20 protein-coding genes are annotated in these 20,179 nt (G+C 71.9%); 10 read left to right on the top strand and 10 right to left on the bottom strand.

All coding sequences use genetic code 11. The annotated features are described in order from the left end of the window. Window positions 1-9 precede the first annotated feature (9 nt). Together ACSURM_RS13170 and ACSURM_RS13165 are read right to left on the bottom strand one after the other, a co-directional pair. The gene (locus tag ACSURM_RS13170; RefSeq protein ID WP_436955175.1) at window positions 10-522 is read right to left on the bottom strand and encodes a hypothetical protein; all 513 of its coding nucleotides are present in this window, start codon (window positions 520-522) and stop codon (window positions 10-12) included. Window positions 523-576: 54 nt separating this feature from the next. Then, on the bottom strand, window positions 577-1,704 hold the full coding sequence (locus ACSURM_RS13165) for a magnesium and cobalt transport protein CorA (RefSeq protein ID WP_436955174.1): 1,128 nt from the start codon (window positions 1,702-1,704) through the stop codon (window positions 577-579). Between the two features lie 461 nt (window positions 1,705-2,165). On the opposite strand from ACSURM_RS13165, the gene ACSURM_RS13160 reads away from it, so the two are divergent. After that, on the top strand, window positions 2,166-2,750 hold the full coding sequence (locus tag ACSURM_RS13160; protein ID WP_436955173.1) for a suppressor of fused domain protein: 585 nt from the start codon (window positions 2,166-2,168) through the stop codon (window positions 2,748-2,750). A gap of 53 nt (window positions 2,751-2,803) precedes the next feature. Here the strand turns inward: ACSURM_RS13160 and ACSURM_RS13155 are convergent, their stop codons facing one another. Beyond that, window positions 2,804-4,027 carry an MFS transporter gene (locus tag ACSURM_RS13155; RefSeq protein ID WP_436955172.1) on the bottom strand — a complete coding sequence of 408 codons (1,224 nt, stop codon included), beginning with the start codon at window positions 4,025-4,027 and terminating at the stop codon, window positions 2,804-2,806. 165 nt (window positions 4,028-4,192) lie between these two features. Here ACSURM_RS13155 and ACSURM_RS13150 point away from each other — a divergent pair, with 165 nt between their 5' ends. The 3 genes from ACSURM_RS13150 to ACSURM_RS13140 all read left to right on the top strand — a co-directional run bounded on the left by ACSURM_RS13150 (window position 4,193) and on the right by ACSURM_RS13140 (window position 6,587). After that, on the top strand, window positions 4,193-4,834 hold the full coding sequence (locus ACSURM_RS13150; RefSeq protein ID WP_030614772.1) for a DUF6758 family protein: 642 nt from the start codon (window positions 4,193-4,195) through the stop codon (window positions 4,832-4,834). A gap of 216 nt (window positions 4,835-5,050) precedes the next feature. Continuing rightward, on the top strand, window positions 5,051-5,908 hold the full coding sequence (locus ACSURM_RS13145; RefSeq protein ID WP_436955171.1) for a PHP domain-containing protein: 858 nt from the start codon (window positions 5,051-5,053) through the stop codon (window positions 5,906-5,908). Between the two features lie 73 nt (window positions 5,909-5,981). After that, window positions 5,982-6,587 carry a MarC family protein gene (locus tag ACSURM_RS13140; protein ID WP_189997359.1) on the top strand — a complete coding sequence of 202 codons (606 nt, stop codon included), beginning with the start codon at window positions 5,982-5,984 and terminating at the stop codon, window positions 6,585-6,587. Window positions 6,588-6,642: 55 nt separating this feature from the next. On the opposite strand, the gene ACSURM_RS13135 is transcribed toward ACSURM_RS13140, so the two are convergent. After that, window positions 6,643-6,795: a hypothetical protein gene (locus tag ACSURM_RS13135; RefSeq protein ID WP_167346048.1), complete on the bottom strand. Its 153-nt coding sequence runs from the start codon at window positions 6,793-6,795 to the stop codon at window positions 6,643-6,645. 207 nt (window positions 6,796-7,002) lie between these two features. Between ACSURM_RS13135 and ACSURM_RS13130 the strand changes: the two genes are divergently transcribed. Further along, window positions 7,003-7,911, top strand: a complete 909-nt coding sequence (locus ACSURM_RS13130) for an NYN domain-containing protein (protein ID WP_436955170.1) — start codon at window positions 7,003-7,005, stop codon at window positions 7,909-7,911. A 7-nt stretch (window positions 7,912-7,918) separates the two neighbouring features. Here ACSURM_RS13130 and ACSURM_RS13125 read toward each other — a convergent pair whose 3' ends face one another. After that, window positions 7,919-8,812 carry an alpha/beta fold hydrolase gene (locus ACSURM_RS13125; protein WP_436955169.1) on the bottom strand — a complete coding sequence of 298 codons (894 nt, stop codon included), beginning with the start codon at window positions 8,810-8,812 and terminating at the stop codon, window positions 7,919-7,921. 207 nt (window positions 8,813-9,019) lie between these two features. Further along, the gene (locus tag ACSURM_RS13120) at window positions 9,020-11,767 is read right to left on the bottom strand and encodes a DEAD/DEAH box helicase (RefSeq protein WP_436961064.1); all 2,748 of its coding nucleotides are present in this window, start codon (window positions 11,765-11,767) and stop codon (window positions 9,020-9,022) included. A 522-nt stretch (window positions 11,768-12,289) separates the two neighbouring features. Between ACSURM_RS13120 and ACSURM_RS13115 the strand changes: the two genes are divergently transcribed. Next, window positions 12,290-13,036 carry a ferritin-like fold-containing protein gene (locus ACSURM_RS13115; protein WP_030787904.1) on the top strand — a complete coding sequence of 249 codons (747 nt, stop codon included), beginning with the start codon at window positions 12,290-12,292 and terminating at the stop codon, window positions 13,034-13,036. Window positions 13,037-13,120: 84 nt separating this feature from the next. Here ACSURM_RS13115 and ACSURM_RS13110 read toward each other — a convergent pair whose 3' ends face one another. The 4 genes from ACSURM_RS13110 to ACSURM_RS13095 all read right to left on the bottom strand — a co-directional run bounded on the left by ACSURM_RS13110 (window position 13,121) and on the right by ACSURM_RS13095 (window position 15,069). Next, window positions 13,121-13,390, bottom strand: a complete 270-nt coding sequence (locus tag ACSURM_RS13110) for a hypothetical protein (RefSeq protein ID WP_436955168.1) — start codon at window positions 13,388-13,390, stop codon at window positions 13,121-13,123. Between the two features lie 246 nt (window positions 13,391-13,636). Continuing rightward, a complete protein-coding gene (locus tag ACSURM_RS13105; protein ID WP_030787899.1) occupies window positions 13,637-13,864 on the bottom strand; it encodes a DUF3107 domain-containing protein in 228 nt (75 codons plus the stop codon). Between the two features lie 174 nt (window positions 13,865-14,038). Continuing rightward, on the bottom strand, window positions 14,039-14,680 hold the full coding sequence (locus ACSURM_RS13100; RefSeq protein WP_030614744.1) for a TetR/AcrR family transcriptional regulator: 642 nt from the start codon (window positions 14,678-14,680) through the stop codon (window positions 14,039-14,041). A 155-nt stretch (window positions 14,681-14,835) separates the two neighbouring features. After that, window positions 14,836-15,069 (bottom strand): hypothetical protein, encoded by a 234-nt coding sequence (locus tag ACSURM_RS13095; RefSeq protein WP_436955167.1) that lies wholly within the window; start codon window positions 15,067-15,069, stop codon window positions 14,836-14,838. 197 nt (window positions 15,070-15,266) lie between these two features. Between ACSURM_RS13095 and ACSURM_RS13090 the strand changes: the two genes are divergently transcribed. The 4 genes from ACSURM_RS13090 to ACSURM_RS13075 all read left to right on the top strand — a co-directional run bounded on the left by ACSURM_RS13090 (window position 15,267) and on the right by ACSURM_RS13075 (window position 20,176). Then, a complete protein-coding gene (locus ACSURM_RS13090; RefSeq protein WP_436955166.1) occupies window positions 15,267-16,253 on the top strand; it encodes an alpha/beta fold hydrolase in 987 nt (328 codons plus the stop codon). 8 nt (window positions 16,254-16,261) lie between these two features. Beyond that, window positions 16,262-18,040 carry a DUF3152 domain-containing protein gene (locus ACSURM_RS13085; RefSeq protein ID WP_436955165.1) on the top strand — a complete coding sequence of 593 codons (1,779 nt, stop codon included), beginning with the start codon at window positions 16,262-16,264 and terminating at the stop codon, window positions 18,038-18,040. A gap of 57 nt (window positions 18,041-18,097) precedes the next feature. Then, the gene (locus ACSURM_RS13080; RefSeq protein ID WP_436955164.1) at window positions 18,098-18,193 is read left to right on the top strand and encodes an Ms4533A family Cys-rich leader peptide; all 96 of its coding nucleotides are present in this window, start codon (window positions 18,098-18,100) and stop codon (window positions 18,191-18,193) included. A gap of 264 nt (window positions 18,194-18,457) precedes the next feature. After that, a complete protein-coding gene (locus ACSURM_RS13075; protein ID WP_436955163.1) occupies window positions 18,458-20,176 on the top strand; it encodes an ABC transporter substrate-binding protein in 1,719 nt (572 codons plus the stop codon). Window positions 20,177-20,179: the final 3 nt, after the last annotated feature.

Below are 20,179 nucleotides of genomic sequence, written 5' to 3'. Positions count from 1 at the left end.
CCCTTGTCGTTACTTCTTCTTCCGCTTCACCAGCAGCTTCGGTAGGCCCGCCGGTACCGGACCGCGCGTGGTCACCGGAGTCGGCACCGGGCGCTCCGCGAGATTGCCGTCCGGCAGCGGGGTCACCGGGCCGGCCGGCACCAGGCGCAGCACCCGGCACTCGCGCGCCCAGCGGGCCGGCATCCGCTCGCCGTCGGGGGCGTTCAGCCGCTTGCCCTTCAGCTCGGCGACCGCCGACTCCCACTCCTCGGACCCGGACGCCAGTTCGCTCACGGCGGCCGGGAACGTCACCAGCCGGCCGCCCTTGTCCTTGCTGCGCACGCTCACCTCGGCGAGGCCCCCGTCGGCCAGCCCCGCCAGCGGCTGCTCGCCCGGCCCGTCGCCGACCACGCACACCGCGCCCTCGTGCCACACGTGCCACAGCGCCCGCGCGGCCGGGGCACCGGCGCCCCTGACCCAGATGAGGCCGGACTTCTTCGCGGCCTCCTCGATGAGGGCCCGGTCGAGCAGCTCGCTTGTCATGGGCCCCAGCCTAACCAGGCCGCACCGGGCCGCCGACCGGCCCGCACCGGCCGCTCACAGCCAGCCGTTGCGCTTCAGCGTGCGGTGGATGCCCAGACAGATCGCGGCGGTGATGCCCATGATCACCGGATAGCCGTACCGCCAGTGCAGCTCCGGCATGTGCTCGAAGTTCATGCCGTACACCCCGCACACCATCGTCGGTACGGCGATGATGGCCGCCCATGCGGTGATCTTGCGCATGTCCTCGTTCTGCGCGACGGACGCCTGGGCGAGATTGGCCTGGAGGATGGAGTTGAGCAGTTCGTCGAAGCCCATGACCTGCTCCTGGACCCGGGCCAGGTGGTCGGCCACGTCCCGGAAGTACTTCTGGATGTCCGGGTCGATCAGCCGCATCGGCCGCTCGCTCAGCAGCTGCATGGGCCGCAGCAGCGGCGCCACCGCGCGCTTGAACTCCAGTACCTCGCGCTTGAGTTGGTAGATCCGGGCGGAGTCCACACCGCGCGAGACCCCGCCCTTGCGGCCGGGCGAGAAGACCTCGGTCTCCACCTCGTCGATGTCGTCCTGCACCGCGTGGGCGACCGCGATGTAGCCGTCCACCACATGGTCGGCGATGGCGTGCAGCACGGCCGAGGGGCCCTTGGCCAGCAGCTCCGGGTCGTCCTGGAGGCGGTGGCGCAGGGCGCGCAGCGAACCCTGGCCGCCGTGCCGGACGGTGATGAAGAAGTCCCGTCCGGTGAAGCACATGACCTCGCCGGTCTCCACGACCTCGCTGTTGGCGGTCAGCCGGTCGTGCTCGACGTAGTGGATGGTCTTGAAGACCGTGAACAGCGAGTCGTCGTAGCGCTCCAGCTTGGGCCGCTGGTGCGCCTGCACGGCGTCCTCCACGGCCAGCGGGTGCAGCCCGAACTCACCGGCGATCCCGGCGAATTCCTCCTCGGTCGGCTCGTGCAGGCCGATCCAGACGAACCCGCCGTCGCGGCGCACCTGCCGCATCGCCTCCTGCGGGCTCAGCGGCCCGGCGCTGGGCACGCGGGCGCCGTCGCGGTAGACGGCGCAGTCGACGACGGCCGAGGGCGTCGACGGGTCGCGCGTGGTGTCGTACGACGTCGTCCCGGAATCCTTGCGCAGCGAGACGCGGGACGAGGGGCGGACCACGGCGCGCAGGTCGCGGATCATCGACATGGGCAGACTCCTTCGCGGGCGGGCGGCGAAAACGCGCGCGGCGACGGGTGGAACTACCCGGAATGGGGACGTCCTGGCTGTGCGTGCGTGGCACGTCCACAAAGCGGGGAGCACCGCACCGTCGCGGTGGCGGCTTCACTGCCGATGCAGAACTGATTCAGATCAGACAGATCAGGCAAAGCGAAACGAGATGCTCTTCCGAACGACGACGCGCAAAGGAAGACGGCGGCCAGCCGGTAACGGGATTCAGCGGCCGGAAGAGCGAGTGGTACTGCACGGTCGACTTCGATCCATGGCAGCCCCACCTCCTCCGGCCGGTCCCTCGTAAGGGAGTCTCAACGGTGTCGGGACTTGACAGCGACGCTTCCGCGTGTCGCCCCGAACCCCCGGCTCAGAGTACCAGCCGCCGATACTGTCAAGGTGCCCCTTTGCCCGCTACTGACGAGTTCTATGCTCGCCGCATGGCTGATGTTCTTCCTCTGGTCGAGGCCCGGTTGACCACCGCGCTGGGCGAGCCGGACGCGCGCGCCGCCGTCACCTTCCTCGGCACGGACCGCATCGAGGTGCTCCGCTTCCACGAGGGGGACGTCGTCCGGTACGCCACCCTCGGGATGTCCCGGCAGCCCATGACGGACCCCACGGCGGTGCTCGCCGACCCGGTGAAGGGACCCCGCGCCGAACTGGTGCTGTCCGTCCGCGCGGGCCTCGCCGACACCGACAAGCTGCTCCGTCCGCTCGCCGTCCTGGCCGCCAGCCCGCAGGTGGAGGGCCTGGTGGTGGCCCCCGGAGCCTCCTTGGACGTGGGCGGGCCGCTGTGGCCCGGCGCCCCCTTCACCTCGGTCCTGGTGGGCGAGCCCGGCGGGCTGGTCGAGGACCTGGAGCTGGACGCCCCGCTGGACCCCGTACGGTTCCTGCCGCTGCTGCCGATGACCCCGAACGAGGCCGCCTGGAAGCGGGTGCACGGCGCCCAGGCCCTCCAGGAGCGCTGGCTGGCGAACGGGACGGACCTCAGGGACCCGGCCCGGAGATCCGTCCCGCTGGATTGACCCGCCACGGCCGCCGGGAGTGACCGATCTCACCAACACAAGGCGGGATCCGGTCAGTTGGCGAAGACCCCGACGCCGTCCTCGGTCGCGTGCCCGGGCCGGAGCTCCTCGGCTTCGTGGACGAGGGCCCGGCGCCGGACGAGGACCACGAGCGCGCCCAGCAGCGCGGTGACGGCCGCCACCACGAACGGGATGTGGATGTCGGTCCACTCCTCGATCTTGGGCGCGAAGTAGGGCGCCGCGGCGGCGGCGAACCAGCGCACGAAGTTGTAGCCCGCGCTCGCCACCGGGCGCGGGGCGTCCGACACGCCCAGGGCCAGCTCGGTGTAGACGGTGTTGTTCACGCCGATGAAGGCGCCGGACAGGATCGTGCACACGACGGCCGCGGTGTGGTCGCCGTAGCCGAGCACGAGCACGTCCGCCGCGAGCAGCACCAGCGAGCCGCCGAGCACCTTCAGCGAGCCGAACCGCTCCTGCATGCGCGGGGCCACGATCACCGAGAAGACGGCGAGCAGCAGGCCCCAGGCGAAGAACACCGCGCCCGACCGGTACGGCGTCATGTCCAGCACGAACGGCGTGAAGGCCAGCACCGTGAAGAACGTGTAGTTGTAGAAGAACGCGGAGACCGCCGCCGAGGCCAGACCGCCGTGGCCGAGCGCCTTGAGCGGGTCCAGGACCGAGGTCTTGCGGGCCGGCCTGGGCTGCTCCTTCAGGAACCCCGCGATGCACAGGAAGCCGACCGCCATCAGCGTGGCCGTGCCGAAGAACGGGTAGCGCCAGCTGGCGTTGCCGAGGACCGCGCCGAGCAGCGGGCCGCAGGCCATGCCGAGGCCGAGCGCGGACTCGTAGAGCAGGATCGCCGCCGCGCTGCCGCCGGCCGCCGCGCCGACGATGACCGCGAGGGCGGTGGAGACGAACAGCGCGTTGCCGAGGCCCCAGCCGGCCCGGTACCCCACGAGCTGGCCGACCGAGCCGGAGGTGCCGGCCAGACCGGCGAACACCACCACGAAGGCGAGGCCGAGCAGCAGCGTCCTCTTCCCGCCGATCCGGCTGGAGACGAAGCCGGTCAGCAGCATCGCGACGGCCGTGATCAGGAAGTACGAGGTGAAGAGCAGGGACACCTGGCTGGGGGTGGCGTCCAGGCCCCGGGCGATCGACGGCAGGATCGGGTCGACGAGGCCGATGCCCATGAAGGCGACGACGGAGGCGCCTGCCGTGGCCCAGACCGCCTTGGGCTGCCGCAGGATGCCGCCGGCTCCCGCGTCTAGGGGGTCCATGTGCTTCTCCCGTCCTAGATAGTTGGGTTATGCACATAGTAAGTTAGTGCACCTAATTAATGCAAGCTACATCTATCTCGGTGTGCCGGGCACATGGTCGGCTCTTCCGTCCGGACGGGTGATCATCCTTGACGTGGGCGGTCGGGGGTAGGACCGTGGAGCCCTATGAGGGGCGAACCCAGTTGCCCGAGATGCGGTGGCCGGGTCAGGGCTCCCGGACTCTTCGCCGATGCGTGGCAGTGCGATGTGCACGGCACGGTGTATCCGCTGCAGCCCGTGATCCCGCCCAGCGTCGAGGCGCTCAACGTCGTCGTGCACCGCACACAGGTACCGGTGTGGATGCCGTGGCCGCTGCCGGTCGGCTGGCTCTTCACGGGCGTGGCGTACGCCGGGGACGACCGCAGCGGCGGCCGTGCGACCGCGGTGGCCTGCTCGGGCCCCGGACCGCTCGGCGGACCCGGCGAGCTGATCCTGATCGCCGAGGAGCTGGGCGTCGGCCTGGGCGCGCGCTACGCCGGCATCGACGGCCCGGACCCGGGCTCGTACATGAACGTGGAGAAGCCGCCGCAGACCAAGGTGCTGGCCGCCGGCCGCCCGACCCCGCTCTGGCATGTCTACCGCACCCCCGACGACCGCGCCGTCTTCGCCGGGGAGGCGCTCGGCATGTGGTTGTGGGCGGTGATCTGGCCCGAGCAGTCCGGGCTTCTGATGTACGACGAACTGGTGCTGACGGATCTGCGGGACGCGGGGGCGGAGATAGACCTGGTGCCGTGCGGAGCGCTTTCGCCGCGCTTGCTTCGGCCGTGACGCCCACGAGGGTGCCGGGTTCTGCGCGTCGGCGGGTGCGGGTTCGTTGTGGCTGGTCGCGCCCGCGCGGTGGAGCCGCATATTCGGGACAGCCCCGCGCCCCTGGGGTCGGCTGCCGTAGGGGGCGCTAGGCGTGTGCGGGTATGACGGTCGGGGTGGAAAACACCGGTATCCTTAGGTGTCCGTGTCCCTTACGTCCGTCTGGCTGGAGTCGTCGTGCGCATCGATCTGCACTGTCACTCCACGGCCTCCGACGGTACGGACACCCCGGCCGAGCTGGTGCGCAACGCCGCCGCGGCCGGACTGGACGTCGTCGCGCTGACCGATCACGACACCACCCGGGGCTACGGCGAGGCCCTCGCCGCGCTGCCCGAGGGGCTGACCCTGGTCACCGGCGCCGAGCTGTCCTGCCGGATCGACGGCATCTCCATGCACCTGCTGGCCTACCTCTTCGACCCCGAGGACCCCGCCCTGCTCGCCGAGCGGGAGCTGGTCCGGGACGACCGGGTGCCGCGGGCCAAGGGCATGATCGCCAGGCTCAACATGCTGGGCGTGCCGGTCACCTGGGAGCAGGTCGAGCGGATCGCCGCCGGCGGCTCCGTCGGGCGCCCGCACATCGCCAGCGCGCTGGTGGAGCTGGGGGTCGTGCCGACGGTGAGCGACGCGTTCACCGAGGAGTGGCTCGCCGACGGCGGGCGGGCCTTCGTGGAGAAGCACGAGACCGACCCCTTTGAAGCGATCCGGCTGGTCAAGGCCGCGGGCGGCGTCTGTGTGTTCGCCCATCCGGCCGCGTCCAAGCGGGGCCGCACCGTGCCGGACTCCCGGATCGCCCAGCTGGCGGAGGCCGGACTGGACGGCATCGAGGTCGACCACATGGACCACGACCTCGACGCCCGGGCGCGGCTGCGCGGCCTGGCGAAGGAGCTGGGCCTGCTGGTCACGGGCTCCTCGGACTATCACGGCAGCCGCAAGACCGTGACGCTGGGCGCGTACACGACCGACCCCGAGGTGTACGGGGAGATCATCCGGCGGGCGACGGGCGCGTTCCCGGTGCCGGGCGCCGGCGGAGCCTGAGGCCCTCCGGGGCCGGTCCGCCGCATCCCCTCACGCCCGTACTTCCTCTTCGCGCAAGGCCTGCACTTCCCTCATGTTCGACATCGCCGTCTTCGGCTCCCTGTTCCTGACCCTTTTTGTCATCATGGATCCCCCTGGGATCACCCCGATCTTCCTCGCCCTGACCGCCGGACGGCCGGCCAAGGTACAGAAGCGGATGGCCTTCCAGGCCGTCTGCGTGGCGGGCGGGGTCATCGCCGTCTTCGGTGTCCTGGGCCACCAGATCCTGAACTACCTGCACGTCTCCGTGCCCGCGCTGATGATCGCGGGCGGACTGCTGCTCCTGCTGATCGCGCTGGACCTGCTCACCGGCAAGACCGACGAGCCGAAGCAGACCAAGGACGTCAACGTGGCCCTGGTGCCGCTGGGCATGCCGCTGCTGGCGGGGCCCGGCGCGATCGTGTCCGTGATCCTGGCCGTGCAGAAGGCCCACAGCGTGACCACGCAGATCTCGGTGTGGTCCGCGATCCTCGCGATCCATGTCGTGCTGTGGCTCGTGATGCGCTACTCGCTGCTGATCATCCGGGTCATCAAGGACGGCGGCGTCGTGCTGGTGACGCGGCTCGCGGGCATGATGCTCTCCGCGATCGCCGTCCAGCAGATCATCAACGGTGTCACTCAGGTGATCCGGGGGAGCTGACCCTCGTCGGCTCGGCTCCCCCGGAAAGCTTGAGTGGCGAACGCCCGCGCGCGGGCTACGAGGCCTGGGCCTCGGCCGGGCGGATCCACAGGCGCTGCCCGACGGCGGCGGCCTGCTGAACGATCCGGTTGACGGAGGCGGCGTCCACGACGGTGCTGTCCACGGCGGTGCCGTCGACCTCGTCGAGTCGCATGATCTCGAAGCGCATGGGCTTCTCCCTTCGTCTGGTCATCCTCCTGCGGAGAACTACTGGTGTGACTGCCGGTGTCCCCGGTGTCGTACCTAGCCAACGCTCCCTTTGTTACGAACATTCCCTACGCTAAGGAAATTTTTCGAACGACTAACAACTGACCGGAAGACAGAGCGGGAGGGACCGACCGGGACCGGTTGTGTCCGCATTGTGACCACCGGGACAATGAAGGCAATGAACGACGACCTGGCCGCCGCCCTCGAGGCCCGCATCGACCGCACGAACGAGCTGCTGGAACGCATGCTCGCCGAGGTGGCGAAGACGCCCTCGACCCACGCGATCTTCGTGGACGCCGGCTATCTGTACGCCGCCGTCGGCCGGCTGGCCGCCGGAACCGAGGACCGCCGCGCCTTCGACCTGGACGCCGAGGGCCTGATCGAGGCGCTGATCGACCGGGCCCGCGTGATCTTCGCGGACAGCCGGCTGCTGCGCGTCTACTGGTACGACGGCGCCCGGCGTCGTATACACACCGCCGAACAACAGGTCATCGCCGAGCTGCCCGACGTCAAGGTCCGCCTCGGCAACCTCAACGCCAACAACCAGCAGAAGGGCGTCGACTCGCTGATCCGCACGGACCTGGAGTCACTGGCGAGGCACCGCGCGATCAGCGACGCGGCCCTCCTGGGCGGCGACGAGGACCTGGTCTCGGCGGTCGAGGCGGCCCAGGGCTACGGCGCCCGCGTCCACCTCTGGGGCATCGAGGCACCCGAGGGCCGCAACCAGGCCGAACCGCTGCTCTGGGAGGTCGACAGCCAGCGCACCTTCGACCTGGACTTCTTCAAGCCGTACGTCTCCCGGCGCACGGCCGCCGCCTACGACGCCACCGGCACCGCCCGCCCCACCCGCGAGGACGTCCGCTTCGTCGGCGCCCGGATCGCGGCCAAGTGGCTCGCCTCCCGGGGCCGCGAAGCCCTGGTGGAGCTGTTCCCCGGCCACCCCTACCTGCCCGGTTCCGTCGACCAGGACCTGCTGGTCGAGGCCGAGGAACTGCTCCAGTACTCCCTGCGCGGCCAGGCGGAGCTGCGCCGCGCGCTCAGGGACGGCTTCTGGGAACACCTGCGGACCCAGTACTAGGCCGGTATCAAGCCCGGTTCCGGCGGGCGTCCGCGGTGTCGTCCCAGAAGGCGGCGAGCGCCCGGGCCGTCTCCAGGGGCCGGTCGGTGTTCGGGGAGTGCTCGGCCCCCTCGACGACCGTGCGCCGGGCCCTCAGCCGTACGGCCATGTCGTCCAGGAGCGGCAGCGGCCAGGTGTCGTCCCGCGCGCCCGACAGCACATGGAACGGCAGCGGCACGGCCGCCAGTTCGGCGACCCGGTCCGGTTCCGTGCACAACTGGCGCCCGGTGGCGAGTAGTTGGGCGGGCTTGGTGGACAGCCAGCGGCGCCGCAGGTCGGCCCGGTCGTCCAGCCCGGCGTCGAGCGCCGGCGCCTCCGTCTCCTCCGGCGGCTCCATCGCCTGGAGCGCCTCCCACACCTCGGCCATGCCGAGCACCGCCAGCGCGTCCCGGAGCAGCTTCACGCGCTCCTGCTGGGGTGCCGAGATCTGCGCCGGGCCCGAGGCCATCAGGGTGAGCGACAGAAAGGGCGAGCGGTCGAGCAGCACGGCCGCGCGCGCGATCTGGCCGCCCAGCGAGTGGCCCAGCAGATGCACCGGGCCGCCGATCGCCTCCGCCTGCGCGAGGACGTCCCGCGCCAGCTCCTCCTGCGCGTAGGCCGACTCGTCCGTCTCCGGGCCGTCCGACTCGAACTGGCCCCGGCCGTCGACGGCGACGGTCCGGTAGCCGCGCTCGGCCAGCGGCACGTGCAGCGGATTGAAGTCCTCCTTGCTCCCGGTGAACCCCGGCAGCAGCAGCGCCACCCCCCTGGGCTCGACACCGGCGGCCACCGGAGCGTCGACCACGGCGAACTCCCCACGCGCCGTCCGCAGGGGGTAGGCGCGGGCACCGGGAGGCGGGACGAAGGTGGCGGGCCTGCTCATGGGGGAGAGGCTATCGGGAGGGGGCGGGGAAGGGAGCGTGCGGGTTCGGGCCACCGGAGCGGAGGCCCGGGCGGCGCGCCTCGCCGGGAGAAGGGGGCGAGGGGCCCGGCCCGGGCTGCGGAAACGCCGATGGCCGGGCCCACTGTCGTGGACCCGGCCATCGGACCGGAGCTGATGCCCTGCCGTCGCCGCGCGTGCGGCCCCGGCTCAGGCCTCGGGCGCCTCCGCGGCGGCCGTGGCCTTACGGGTCCGGCGCGGCTTGGGCGCCGTCGTACCGGCGCTCTCACCGGCCGCCTCGACGGCGGGCTCCGCCGCCTTGCGGGTCCGGCGCCGCGGCTTGACCTCCGGCTCCTCGGTGGACTGCGCCGGAATCTCCGGAGCGGTCGCCTCGGCGGCGGTGGCCTTACGGGCCCGCCGCGCCTTCGGAGCGGCCGCCGCTTCCCCGTCACCGGCGTCGGCGGCAGCGGCCGTCTTGCGGGTACGGCGAGGCTTGGCCTCGGCCTCCGCCTCGGCGGTTTCCGGTGCCGCAGCGGCGGTCTTCCGGGTCCGGCGGGGCTTGGCCTCGGCTTCGGCCTCGGGGGCTTCCGGCGCGGTGGCGGCCGTCTTGCGCGTCCGGCGCGGCTTGGTCTCCGCCTCGGCCGCAGGGGCCTCGGCAGCAGCCGCGGTCTTCCGGGTGCGGCGCGGCTTGGCCTCGACCTCGACCCCGGCCTCGGCGGGCTCCGGCGCGGTGGCGGCCGTCTTGCGGGTCCGGCGCGGCTTGGCCTCGGCTTCGGCCTCGGCGGGCTCCGGCGTGGTCGCGGCCGTCTTGCGGGTGCGTCGCGGCTTCGCTTCGACCTCGGCCTCGGCGACTTCCGGTGCCGCAGCCGCGGTCTTCCGGGTCCGGCGGGGCTTGGTCTCCGCTTCGGCCTCGGGGGCCTCTGCGGCGACCGCGGCCTTGCGGGTCCGGCGCGGCTTCGTCTCCGTGCCTTCCGCGGTGTCCGTGGCGGCCTCGGCGGCAGCGGCGGTCTTGCGGGTGCGGCGCGGCTTGGCTTCGACCTCGGCCTCGGCGGTTTCCGGTGCCGCAGCCGCCGTCTTCCGGGTCCGGCGCGGCTTGGTCTCCGCCTCCGCCTCGGGGGCGTCGGGCGTGGCCGGCTCCGCGGTCTTGCGGGTGCGGCGACGGGGCTTGGGCTCCTCCGTGGCCTCGGTCGCGTCCACGACCGCTGCCACCTCGGCGGCCGGCTCGGCCGTCTTCCGCGTACGGCGGCGCGGCTTGGCCTCCGTCGCCGGCGCGGCCTCGGGCGCGGGCTCCGCCACCGGAGTGGCCGCGACCACAGGCTCGGTCACGGGCTCGGCCACCGGAGCCGTAGCTTCCACAGCCTCCGTCGTCACCGGCGCGGTCGCCGTCGACTTCCGCGTGCGGCGGCGGCGCGGCTTCTCCGGCGCCTCCTCCACGACCGCAGGAGCCTCCACCTCAGCCACCGGCTCGGCGGCGGGCGTCTCCTCGGCCGTCGTGACCGTCGTGGTCGCCGTCGCGGCCGTCACCGGCTGCGGGGCCGCTCCGCCGCGCGTGCGGCGACGACGGCGCGGGGTACGGGCGGCGGCCTGGGCCTCCTCCGTCCCGGCGACCTCGGCGGTCGGCGCCGACGCGGCCGAGGCCGCGTCCACCGGCGCTCCGCCGCGCGTACGGCGGCGTCGGCGCGGCGTACGGGCCGGACGCTCGCGCTCGGCCGGCTGGGGTCGGTCGTCGCGGCCACCGCGGCCACGGCCGCGCGCACCCCGTCCGCCGGTCTCGCCCAGGTCCTCCAGCTCCTCCGCGTCCAGACCGGCACGGGTCCGCTCGGAGCGCGGCAGGACACCCTTGGTGCCCGCGGGGATGCCCAGGTCGGTGAAGAGGTGCGGGGAGCTGGAGTACGTCTCCACCGGGTCGTTGAAGTCCAGCTCCAGCGCCTTGTTGATCAGCTGCCAGCGCGGGATGTCGTCCCAGTCGACGAACGTGATCGCCGTACCCTTGGCACCCGCCCGGCCCGTACGGCCCACGCGGTGCAGGTAGGTCTTCTCGTCCTCGGGGGACTGGTAGTTGATGACGTGGGTGACGCCCTCGACGTCGATGCCGCGCGCGGCGACGTCGGTGCAGACGAGGACATCGACCTTGCCGTTGCGGAAGGCGCGCAGCGCCTGCTCGCGGGCGCCCTGGCCGAGGTCGCCGTGGACCGCGCCGGAGGCGAACCCGCGCCGCTGGAGCTGCTCGGCGATGTCGGCGGCCGTCCGCTTGGTACGGCAGAAGATCATCGCCAGTCCGCGGCCCTCGGCCTGCAGGATGCGGGCGACCATCTCCGGCTTGTCCATGTTGTGCGCGCGGTAGACGAACTGCTTGATGTTCGCGACCGTCACGCCCTCGTCGTCCGGCGCGGTGGCGCGGATGTGGACGGGCTGCGACATGTAGCGGCGCGCGAGGCCGATGACCGCGCCCGGCATGGTCGCCGAGAACAGCATCGTCTGGCGCTTGGCCGGCAGCATGTCGATGATCTTCTCGACGTCGGGCAGGAAGCCCAGGTCGAGCATCTCGTCGGCCTCGTCGAGGACCAGGCTCTTGACGTGCTTGAGGTTCAGCTTCTTCTGGCCCGCGAGGTCCAGCAGCCGGCCCGGGGTGCCGACGACCACGTCGACGCCCTGCTTCAGGGCCTCGACCTGGGGCTCGTACGCCCGGCCGCCGTAGATCGCGAGCACCCGGACGTTACGGACCTTGCCCGCCGTCAGCAGGTCGTTGGTGACCTGGGTGCACAGCTCGCGCGTGGGGACGACGACGAGGGCCTGCGGGGCGTCGGTGAGGTCTTCGGGGGTGGCGCGTCCGGCCTCGACGTCGGCGGGGACGGTGACGCGCTCGAGGAGCGGAAGGCCGAAGCCCAGCGTCTTGCCGGTGCCGGTCTTGGCCTGGCCGATGACGTCCGTGCCGGACAGGGCTACGGGGAGCGTCATCTCCTGGATGGGGAAGGGGTTGATGATGCCGACGGCTTCCAGGGCTTCGGCGGTCTCGGGAAGGATCCCGAGGTCTCGGAACGTCGTAGTCAGGGTGCTGCCTCTTCTGTGTGCGCGGTGCGAGGCGAGCGCGGGGGTCATGTCTGACCGTGCCGGGGACGTCGGCTGCCGTACGGACGAACCACTCGGGCAAGCCGTAAGACACGGGACCTCTGCCGACGCTCTAGCGCTCGTACCGCTGAGGGTCTCTCCCGTTGTCGTACGGTCTGAGCCGTACGGTCGTGGAGAGCTGTCGGGTCGGAGCCGATCGGGCCACCGACCGGGCATCCTCATGCGTGCGGCCCGTCGGGACACGTCGAACACCGTCGACGCACTCAGCAGGCGCATTACCACCATACCCCGGATCGGCGCACATGCGATGGCCGATTCGGTCACGTAGTGGTGGTCACACTGATCGGCCGGGGTTTCACGGTGATCGGCCGAGGGCTTGAGCGAGCCGCCGAGCGGGCTATTGTGCGCCTCATGACTAGCTCTGACAAGCCTGAGAACGCGTCCGCCGCACCTTCCGGTCCCACCGGTGTCGCCGCCCAGGACTGGGCGCAGGCGTCCGCCGACCCGCAGTACCGCGCCGCCGTCGTGGACCTGCTCGGCGCGCTCGCCTACGGAGAGCTGGCGGCGTTCGAGCGGCTCGCGGAGGACGCCAAGCTGGCGCCGACGCTCGCGGACAAGGCGGAGCTGGCGAAGATGGCCTCGGCCGAGTTCCACCACTTCGAGCGGCTGCGGGACCGGCTGACCGGGATCGGCGAGGAGCCGACGGCCGCCATGGACCCGTTCGTGGCCGCGCTCGACGGCTTCCACCGGCAGACCGCGCCCTCGGACTGGCTCGAGGGCCTGGTCAAGGCCTACGTCGGCGACTCGATCGCCAGCGACTTCTACCGGGAGGTCGCCGCGCGCCTCGACTCCGACACGCGGGAGCTGGTGCTCGCCGTGCTGGACGACACCGGGCACGCCGACTTCGCGGTGGAGAAGGTGCGGGCCGCCATCGACGCCGACCCGCGGGTGGGCGGCCGGCTGGCGCTGTGGGCGCGGCGGCTGATGGGCGAGGCGCTGTCGCAGTCGCAACGGGTGGTCGCCGAGCGGGACGCGCTGTCCACGATGCTCGTGGGGGGCGTGGCCGACGGCTTCGACCTCGCCGAGGTCGGCAGGATGTTCTCGCGGATCACCGAGGCGCACACGAAGCGGATGGCCGCGCTGGGTCTCGCGGCCTGAACCGGATGAGCCTGGTGAGCCCCGGTACGGCGCCGGGCCCGCGGCCCGGGCTCCGGGGTGCCGGGCACCGGGGCGCCGGGACCCTCAGGCCGGTGCCGATCGCCGGCGCAGGTGGCCCGCCGGGCGCAGCAGCAGGGACAGCGACGCCACCGAGATGACCGCGGCGCCCAGCAGGCTCAGCAGAGCGGTGCCGGGACCCAGGGCGGTACGGGTGACGAAGTCGCCGAACAGGGCTCCGGCGACGCCTGTCGAGTACAGCAGGGGGCGGGCCGGCAGCCGGTGGGCGAGCCGGTGCGCCCCCGCCCAGGCGAGGATCAGACCGAGCACGGCGGAGCCGAGTACTTCCAAGATCATGTAGGGGTCCCTCCCACGGCCGGTCCGGCTCGACGGTCGTAGCCCGTCATACCCGTGACCTGCGAATTGCAATCATCGGCTGTGGAGAAGTTGTGCTCCGTATGTGTGTACGGACGCGTGTGCGCGGCGCGGGCGGACCACGCGAAGGGCCCGGCGGCAACGGCCGCCGGGCCCTTTCGACGATTCCGGCTTCAAGCGCGAGGCTTTCCGCCCGGATTCATCCGGTTCGAACGCGAAGCTTTCCGTTCAGAGCGCGCCGAAACCCACCTTGCGCACGGTCGGCTCGCCGATCTCCACGTACGCCAGCCGGTCCGTCGGCACCAGGACCTTGCGGCCCTTCTCGTCCTGGAGGCTGAGCAGCCCCGTCTTGCCGGCCAGCGCCTCGGCCACGATGGCCTCGACTTCCTCGACGCTCTGACCGCTCTCCAGAACGATCTCGCGGGGCGCGTGCTGCACGCCGATCTTGACCTCCACGGCTATGTCCCTCCGACGGTCAGTGATGTGCGCGATCAACCGCGCCGTACCCAGCACACATTAGCCCGGTGAGGGGATCCGCACGCCGCGGGAGGGAACGCCAGGAGCGAACACCGGGCGGGAACAAACCGGGACCGGACCCGGAAGGACCGGGAAGGGCCCGCGAGGGCGTCCTCAGTGGTGCTCGGTGCCGTGCAGCGGGAAGCCGGCGATGCCCCGCCAGGCCAGCGAGGCCAGCAGCTGCACCGCCTGGTCGCGCGGGACGCTGCGGTCGCTGTGCAGCCAGGAGCGGGCGACCACCTGGGCGAGCCCGCCGAGGCCGGAGGCGAGCAGCATCGACTCCGCGCGCGACAGACCGGTGTCCTCGGCGATCACGTCGCAGATCGCCTCGGCGCACTCGTTGGTGACCTTGTCCACGCGTTCGCGCACCGCGGGCTCGTTGGTCAGGTCGGACTCGAAGACCAGCCGGAAGGCCCCGCCGTCGTCCTCCACATAGGCGAAGTAGGCGTCCATGGTCGCCCGGACGCGCTGCTTGTTGTCGGTGGTCGACGCCAGCGCGCCGCGCACGGACTGGATCAGCGACTCGCAGTGCTGGTCCAGCAGGGCGAGGTAGAGGTCGAGCTTGCCGGGGAAGTGCTGGTAGAGCACCGGCTTGCTCACCCCGGCCCGCTCGGCGATGTCGTCCATCGCCGCCGCGTGGTAGCCCTGCGCGACGAAAACCTCCTGAGCGGCGCCCAGCAGCTGGTTCCGCCGGGCTCGGCGCGGCAGACGGGTGCCGCGCGGGCGTGCCGCCTCAGTTTGCTCGATGGCTGTCACGCCGCCTCCCAAAGTCGTCCACATGCGGTCTCGGCCGCGCGGCCATCGTACTTTTCGGTAACCGTGGTGTGCGCGGTGCGAGCGCAGAATTTCACGTACCGGACGGCGGCGAAAGCCGTGCGGCACCCCGAGGCGGTCGGCGGGGGCCCGCGAGGTCAGCGGTAGTCGTCCTCGTCGAGCGCGACGACGCGCGCCTGCTCCATGAGATCGGCCTCGTTCCCATGGGCGGGGTCCAGACCCGTCAGCGGGTCGTCGCGGTCCGGCGCGATGTCCGCGTGCTGCTCGGCGGCGTCCCCTTCGGGCGCCTCGACGCCGAACTCCGGGACCGCTTCGGTCTCCAGCTCGTCGATGTCCTCGATCGCGTCGGGCTCTGTGGGGTCATAGGCCATGGTGGGCTCCCTTCCTACGAACGTCCCTGGAAACAGCAGGGGCCACACGCGGGTGCCCTCTGTACGAGCCTAGGAGACTGCTGATCCGGACGCCATGCCGTCAGGCCCGTCCGCTGACCGGTTCTCCGTCCGGATCCGGTTCACTCTGTGATGGCGAACACATGAATCCGGACGTGATCACCTCGTAACATTGCCGCATGTCTTCGACCGAGTCGCCGTCCGTGCCGGCCGCCAGTGTTCTTCCCCGAGTGGCGCCCGTCCGGGTCGGTGAGGGCGAGCGACTGCGGTCCGTGGGCCTGCCCGGCGTCACGCTGACGATCCGTTCCCGCCGTCCCGCGCGCGAGGGCCTGCCGCCCGCGCTGTTCGTCCACGGACTCGGCGGTTCCTCGCAGAACTGGTCGTCGCTGATGGCCGAGCTGGCCGACGCCGTGGACAGCGAGGCCGTCGACCTGCCGGGCTTCGGCGACTCCCCGCCCCCGGACGACGGCGACTACTCCGTCACCGGGCACGCGCGCGCGGTCATCCGCTACCTCGACTCCTCGGGCCGCGGCCCGGTGCACCTCTTCGGCAACTCGCTCGGCGGCGCGGTCGCCACGCGCGTGGCCGCCGTGCGCCCCGACCTCGTCCGCACCCTCACGCTCGTCTCGCCCGCCCTGCCGGAGCTGCGCATCCAGCGCACGGCGGTGCCGACCGGGCTGCTCGGCGTGCCCGGGATCGCCGCCCTGTTCACCCGGCTCACCAAGGAGTGGACCGCCGAGCAGCGGGTCCGCGGGGTCATGGGGCTGTGCTACGGCGACCCCGGCCGGGTGACGCCGGAGGCGTTCCAGCTCGCCGTGGAGGAGCTGGAGCGGCGGCTGCGACTGCCGTACTTCTGGGACGCGATGGCCCGCTCGGCGCGCGGCATCGTCAACGCCTACACGCTCGGCGGACAGCACGGGCTGTGGCGCCAGGCCGAACGGGTGCTGGCCCCCACCCTGCTGATCTACGGCGGCCGGGACCAGCTCGTCGGCTTCCGCATGGCCGCCAAGGCCGCCCGCGCCTTCCGCCACTCCCGGCTGGTGACCCTGCCGGACGCCGGGCACGTGGCGATGATGGAGTACCCCGACGTCGTCGCCGGCGCGTTCCGTGAGCTGCTCGCGCGGCCGGCCGACGCCGACGGCACCGCCCCGGACCCGAGGAGCTGAGGGCCAGGGTGGGACGCCACAGCCGCCGCGGACCGGCCCCCAGGACCGAGACGACGGACATAACACCGGAACGCACCGGCAGACACGGCAACCCTGCCGACGGCCGGCAGCACACCGCCCCCGGGGCCCCGGCCGACGGCATGCCCGGACCGGGGGCCCACGGGCTGCCCGACGGCACTCCGGCCAGGGGCGCGCGGAGGCGCGCGGAGGGCTCCCGGACCCAGGGCGCGCCCGGGTTCCCCGGTGACGGCTCCGCGCAGGGCCAGCCGGGGGTCACCGGCGGTGCCTGGGCACCCGACGGGTCCCGGCAGACCGACGGGAGCCCCGTACAGGGCACGTCCGGCTTTCCTGCCGGTTCGCGGGCGCAGGGCACCGCCGGGTCCCCTGCCGGTGCCCGCGCGCAGGGCGCACCCGGGTTCCCCGCCGGTACTCCCGGGCACGGCATGCCCGGGTTCGGCGCCAGCGCTCCCGCGCACGGCGTGGCCGGTGGCAGCGGTGGCGCTTCCGCGCATGGCCTGGGCGGCGGCCACGGCGCCGCTTCCCCTCACGGCGCGCCCAGGGTTGTCGACGGCACCCCCGCGCGCGGTGTGCCGCGTTCTGCCGAGGGCGGTTCCGCGCGGGGCGGGCACCCCGAGCAGCGGGAAGCCGGGGGTGGCTGGGGCGAGTTGGGCGGCCGTCCGGCCGGGGACGGCGGGCCCGGTGTGGTGCTGCCGCGGCAGCGGCAGGCGGAGCCGGCCGATACGCGGCGCGGCTCCGGGCCGGGTCCCCGCCAGGAGTACCTCGAAGCCTTCGACGGCGCCGGCGCCGGCCGGCGCGCCGGTCGGCGCGGTGCCGGGCCCGAGAGCGCCGGCGGCTCCGCGTCCGGCAACGGCGCCGGTACTGGTGAAGGCACCGGTACCGGCAAGGGCCCAGGCGACGACCCCACGCCCCCTACGGCCGGACAGCCGGCCGAGGCGCCGCAGGCGTCCGGTACCGGTGTGCCCGGACCGCGCGCCGGCGGCAAGGGGCGGACCTTCACCGGCATCGCGGCGGCCGCCGTCACCACCGTGCTCGCGGTGATGGTCGCCGGTCAGGTGACCAAGGCGCGGGACGACGGCGACGTACGGTCGCAGTCCGCCACCGGCCACGCCCACGACACCCGGACCTCCGGCGACTCGGCGCCCTCCGCGGTGCCGAGCGCGACGCCCCTGACGTACGACCAGAAGATGAGCCGTACGTACCCGCTCGGCGCCACGCTGAGCGGACCGGGGAAGTTCGACGTCGTGCCCGGGTTCGACAAGGCGCCCGGCACCGGGCAGAAGTACCGCTACCGCGTCGATGTCGAGCAGGGGCTCGGACTGGACGGCGCGCTGTTCGCCGAGGCCGTGCAGAAGACGCTCAACGACCAGCGAAGCTGGGCCCACGGCGGTGCCCGCACCTTCGAGCGCGTCTCCTCCGGCACGCCGGACTTCGTGATCACGCTGGCCAGCCCCGGCACCACCGCCACGTGGTGCGCCAAGTCGGGCCTGGACACGACCGAGGACAACGTTTCCTGCGACTCGGCCGCGACCGAACGCGTCATGATCAACGCGTACCGGTGGGCTCAAGGAAGCACGACCTACGGTGACCGGATCCACGCGTACCGGCAAATGCTGATCAACCATGAGGTCGGCCACCGGCTCGGCCACGGACACGTCACCTGCCAGAAGGACGGCGAACTGGCGCCGGTGATGCAGCAGCAGACCAAGTTCCTGGACCACGACGGGATCCACTGCCGGGCCAACGCCTGGCCGTTCCCGGGGAGTTGACAGGCGGCGCTTATGTCACATTGACATAAGCCCGTATGGTCATCCATATTGCTGCGCATGTGGTCCCGTCATGCCGCCCCTGCGAGCGCCGCCATCGAGCTGGCGCTCATCGGCGTGACCGCACTCTGCGTGGCCGACATCCACTGTCGCTGACGCCGCCTGCCCGGCGTTCGCGTCGCGACTGTTCACCCTTCTCTCCGTGACCGCGTCACGGATTTTTCGACGACCCGACGCCGGGGCCGACGTCTGTCCGCAGTCGTCTCACTCCTCGTCCACATGTCTCACGTGTCGAGAGAATCCTCGATTCACTCGCCGAGAAACGTCGATCAACCCTTGATCAACCCTGATTGGCTCTCGGTCAACCATGGATCAACTCGACTCGGTTCCGACTCGTCATCCCGAGAGGTCGTCATTCCGATGCGTCAACCGTCCGTCAGAGCGCGCCGCGTGGCAGCGGCATCCGTCAGCCTGGTCGTGGCAGCGGGCGTCGCCGCCTGCGGCCCCGAGGACAGCGATGCCAAGGGCTCCGGTGGCGACTCCGCGCCCCACAAGGGCGGCACGCTCACGATCCTGAACTCCCAGCCGCAGAGCGACTTCGACCCCGCGCGCCTGTACACCTCCGGCGGCGGAAACGTCCCTTCGCTGGTCTTCCGCACCCTCACCACGCGCAACCGCGAGAACGGCGAGGCCGGCGCGAAGGTCGTCCCGGACCTCGCCACCGACACCGGGCGCCCCAACAAGGACGCGACCGTGTGGACGTACACCTTGAAGGAGGGCCTCAAGTACGAGGACGGCACGCCGATCACCTCGGCCGACATCAAGTACGGCATCGAGCGCTCCTTCGCCCCCGAACTCTCCGGCGGCGCCCCCTATCTGCGGGACTGGCTGGCCGGCGCCGCCGACTACCAGGGGCCGTACAAGGACAAGAAGGGCCTCGCCGCGATCGAGACGCCCGACGAGCGGACCATCGTCTTCCATCTGGACAAGCCCGAGGGCGAGTTCCCGTACCTCGCCACGCAGACGCAGTTCACCCCGGTGCCCAAGGGCAAGGACACCGGCACCAAGTACGAGTCGCACCCGGTCTCCTCCGGCCCGTACAAGGTCGTCAAGAACGAGAACGACGGCGAGCACCTGGTCCTGGAGCGCAACCCGCACTGGTCGGCGGCGACCGACGCCGAGCGCAAGGCGTACCCGGACACCATCGACGTGCGCTCCGGGCTCGATTCCTCGGTGATCAACCAGCGGCTGTCCGCGTCCCAGGGCGCGGACGCCGCCGCCGTCACCACGGACACCAACCTCGGCCCCGCCGAACTCGCCAAGGTGAGCGGCGACAAGCAGCTGGCCGCCCGGGTGGGGACCGGTCACTTCGGCTACACCAACTACCTCGCGTTCAACCCGAAGGTGAAGCCGTTCGACGACCCGAAGGTGCGCCAGGCGATCGCGTACGCCGTCGACCGCTCCTCCGTGGTCAACGCGGCCGGCGGCAGCGCCCTCGCCGAGCCCGCCACCACCTTCCTGCCGAACCAGAAGTCCTTCGGCTACACGCCGTACGACCCGTTCCCGGCCGGCGCCTCCGGCAACCCGGAGAAGGCCAGGGAGCTGCTCGCGCAGGCCGGTCACAAGAACGGCCTCACCGTCACGCTGACCCATTCCAACAGCAAGGACTTCGAGACCAGCCCGGAGATCGCCACCGCCGTCCAGGACGCGCTCAAGAAGGCCGGCATCACGGTCAAGCTCCAGGGCCTGGAGGAGAACGACTACCGGGACAAGATCCACAGCGTGAAGACCGAGCCGGGCCTCTTCCTCTCCCGCTGGGGCGCGGACTGGCCGTCCGGCGGCCCCTTCCTCGCGCCCATCTTCGACGGCCGGCAGATCGTCAAGGATGGAGCGAACTTCAACACGGGCCTGCTGGACGACAAGTCGGTCAATGACGAGATTGACGCGATCAACAAGTTGACCGACCTTGACGCCGCCGCCCGGCGCTGGGGTGCGCTGGACAAGAAGATCGGCGAGAAGGCCCTGGTCGTGCCGCTGTTCCACCCGGTGTACAAGCGCCTGTACGGCTCGGACGTCAAGAACATCGTCATCAGCGACTGGACCGGTGTCCTGGACGTCTCCCAGGTCGCGGTGAAGTAGCAC

The organism is Streptomyces sp. SudanB182_2057, assembly GCF_964272715.1.
GTDB classification, from domain to species: domain Bacteria; phylum Actinomycetota; class Actinomycetes; order Streptomycetales; family Streptomycetaceae; genus Streptomyces; species Streptomyces rubradiris.
This window is presented reverse-complemented; position numbering and strand designations above follow the sequence as displayed.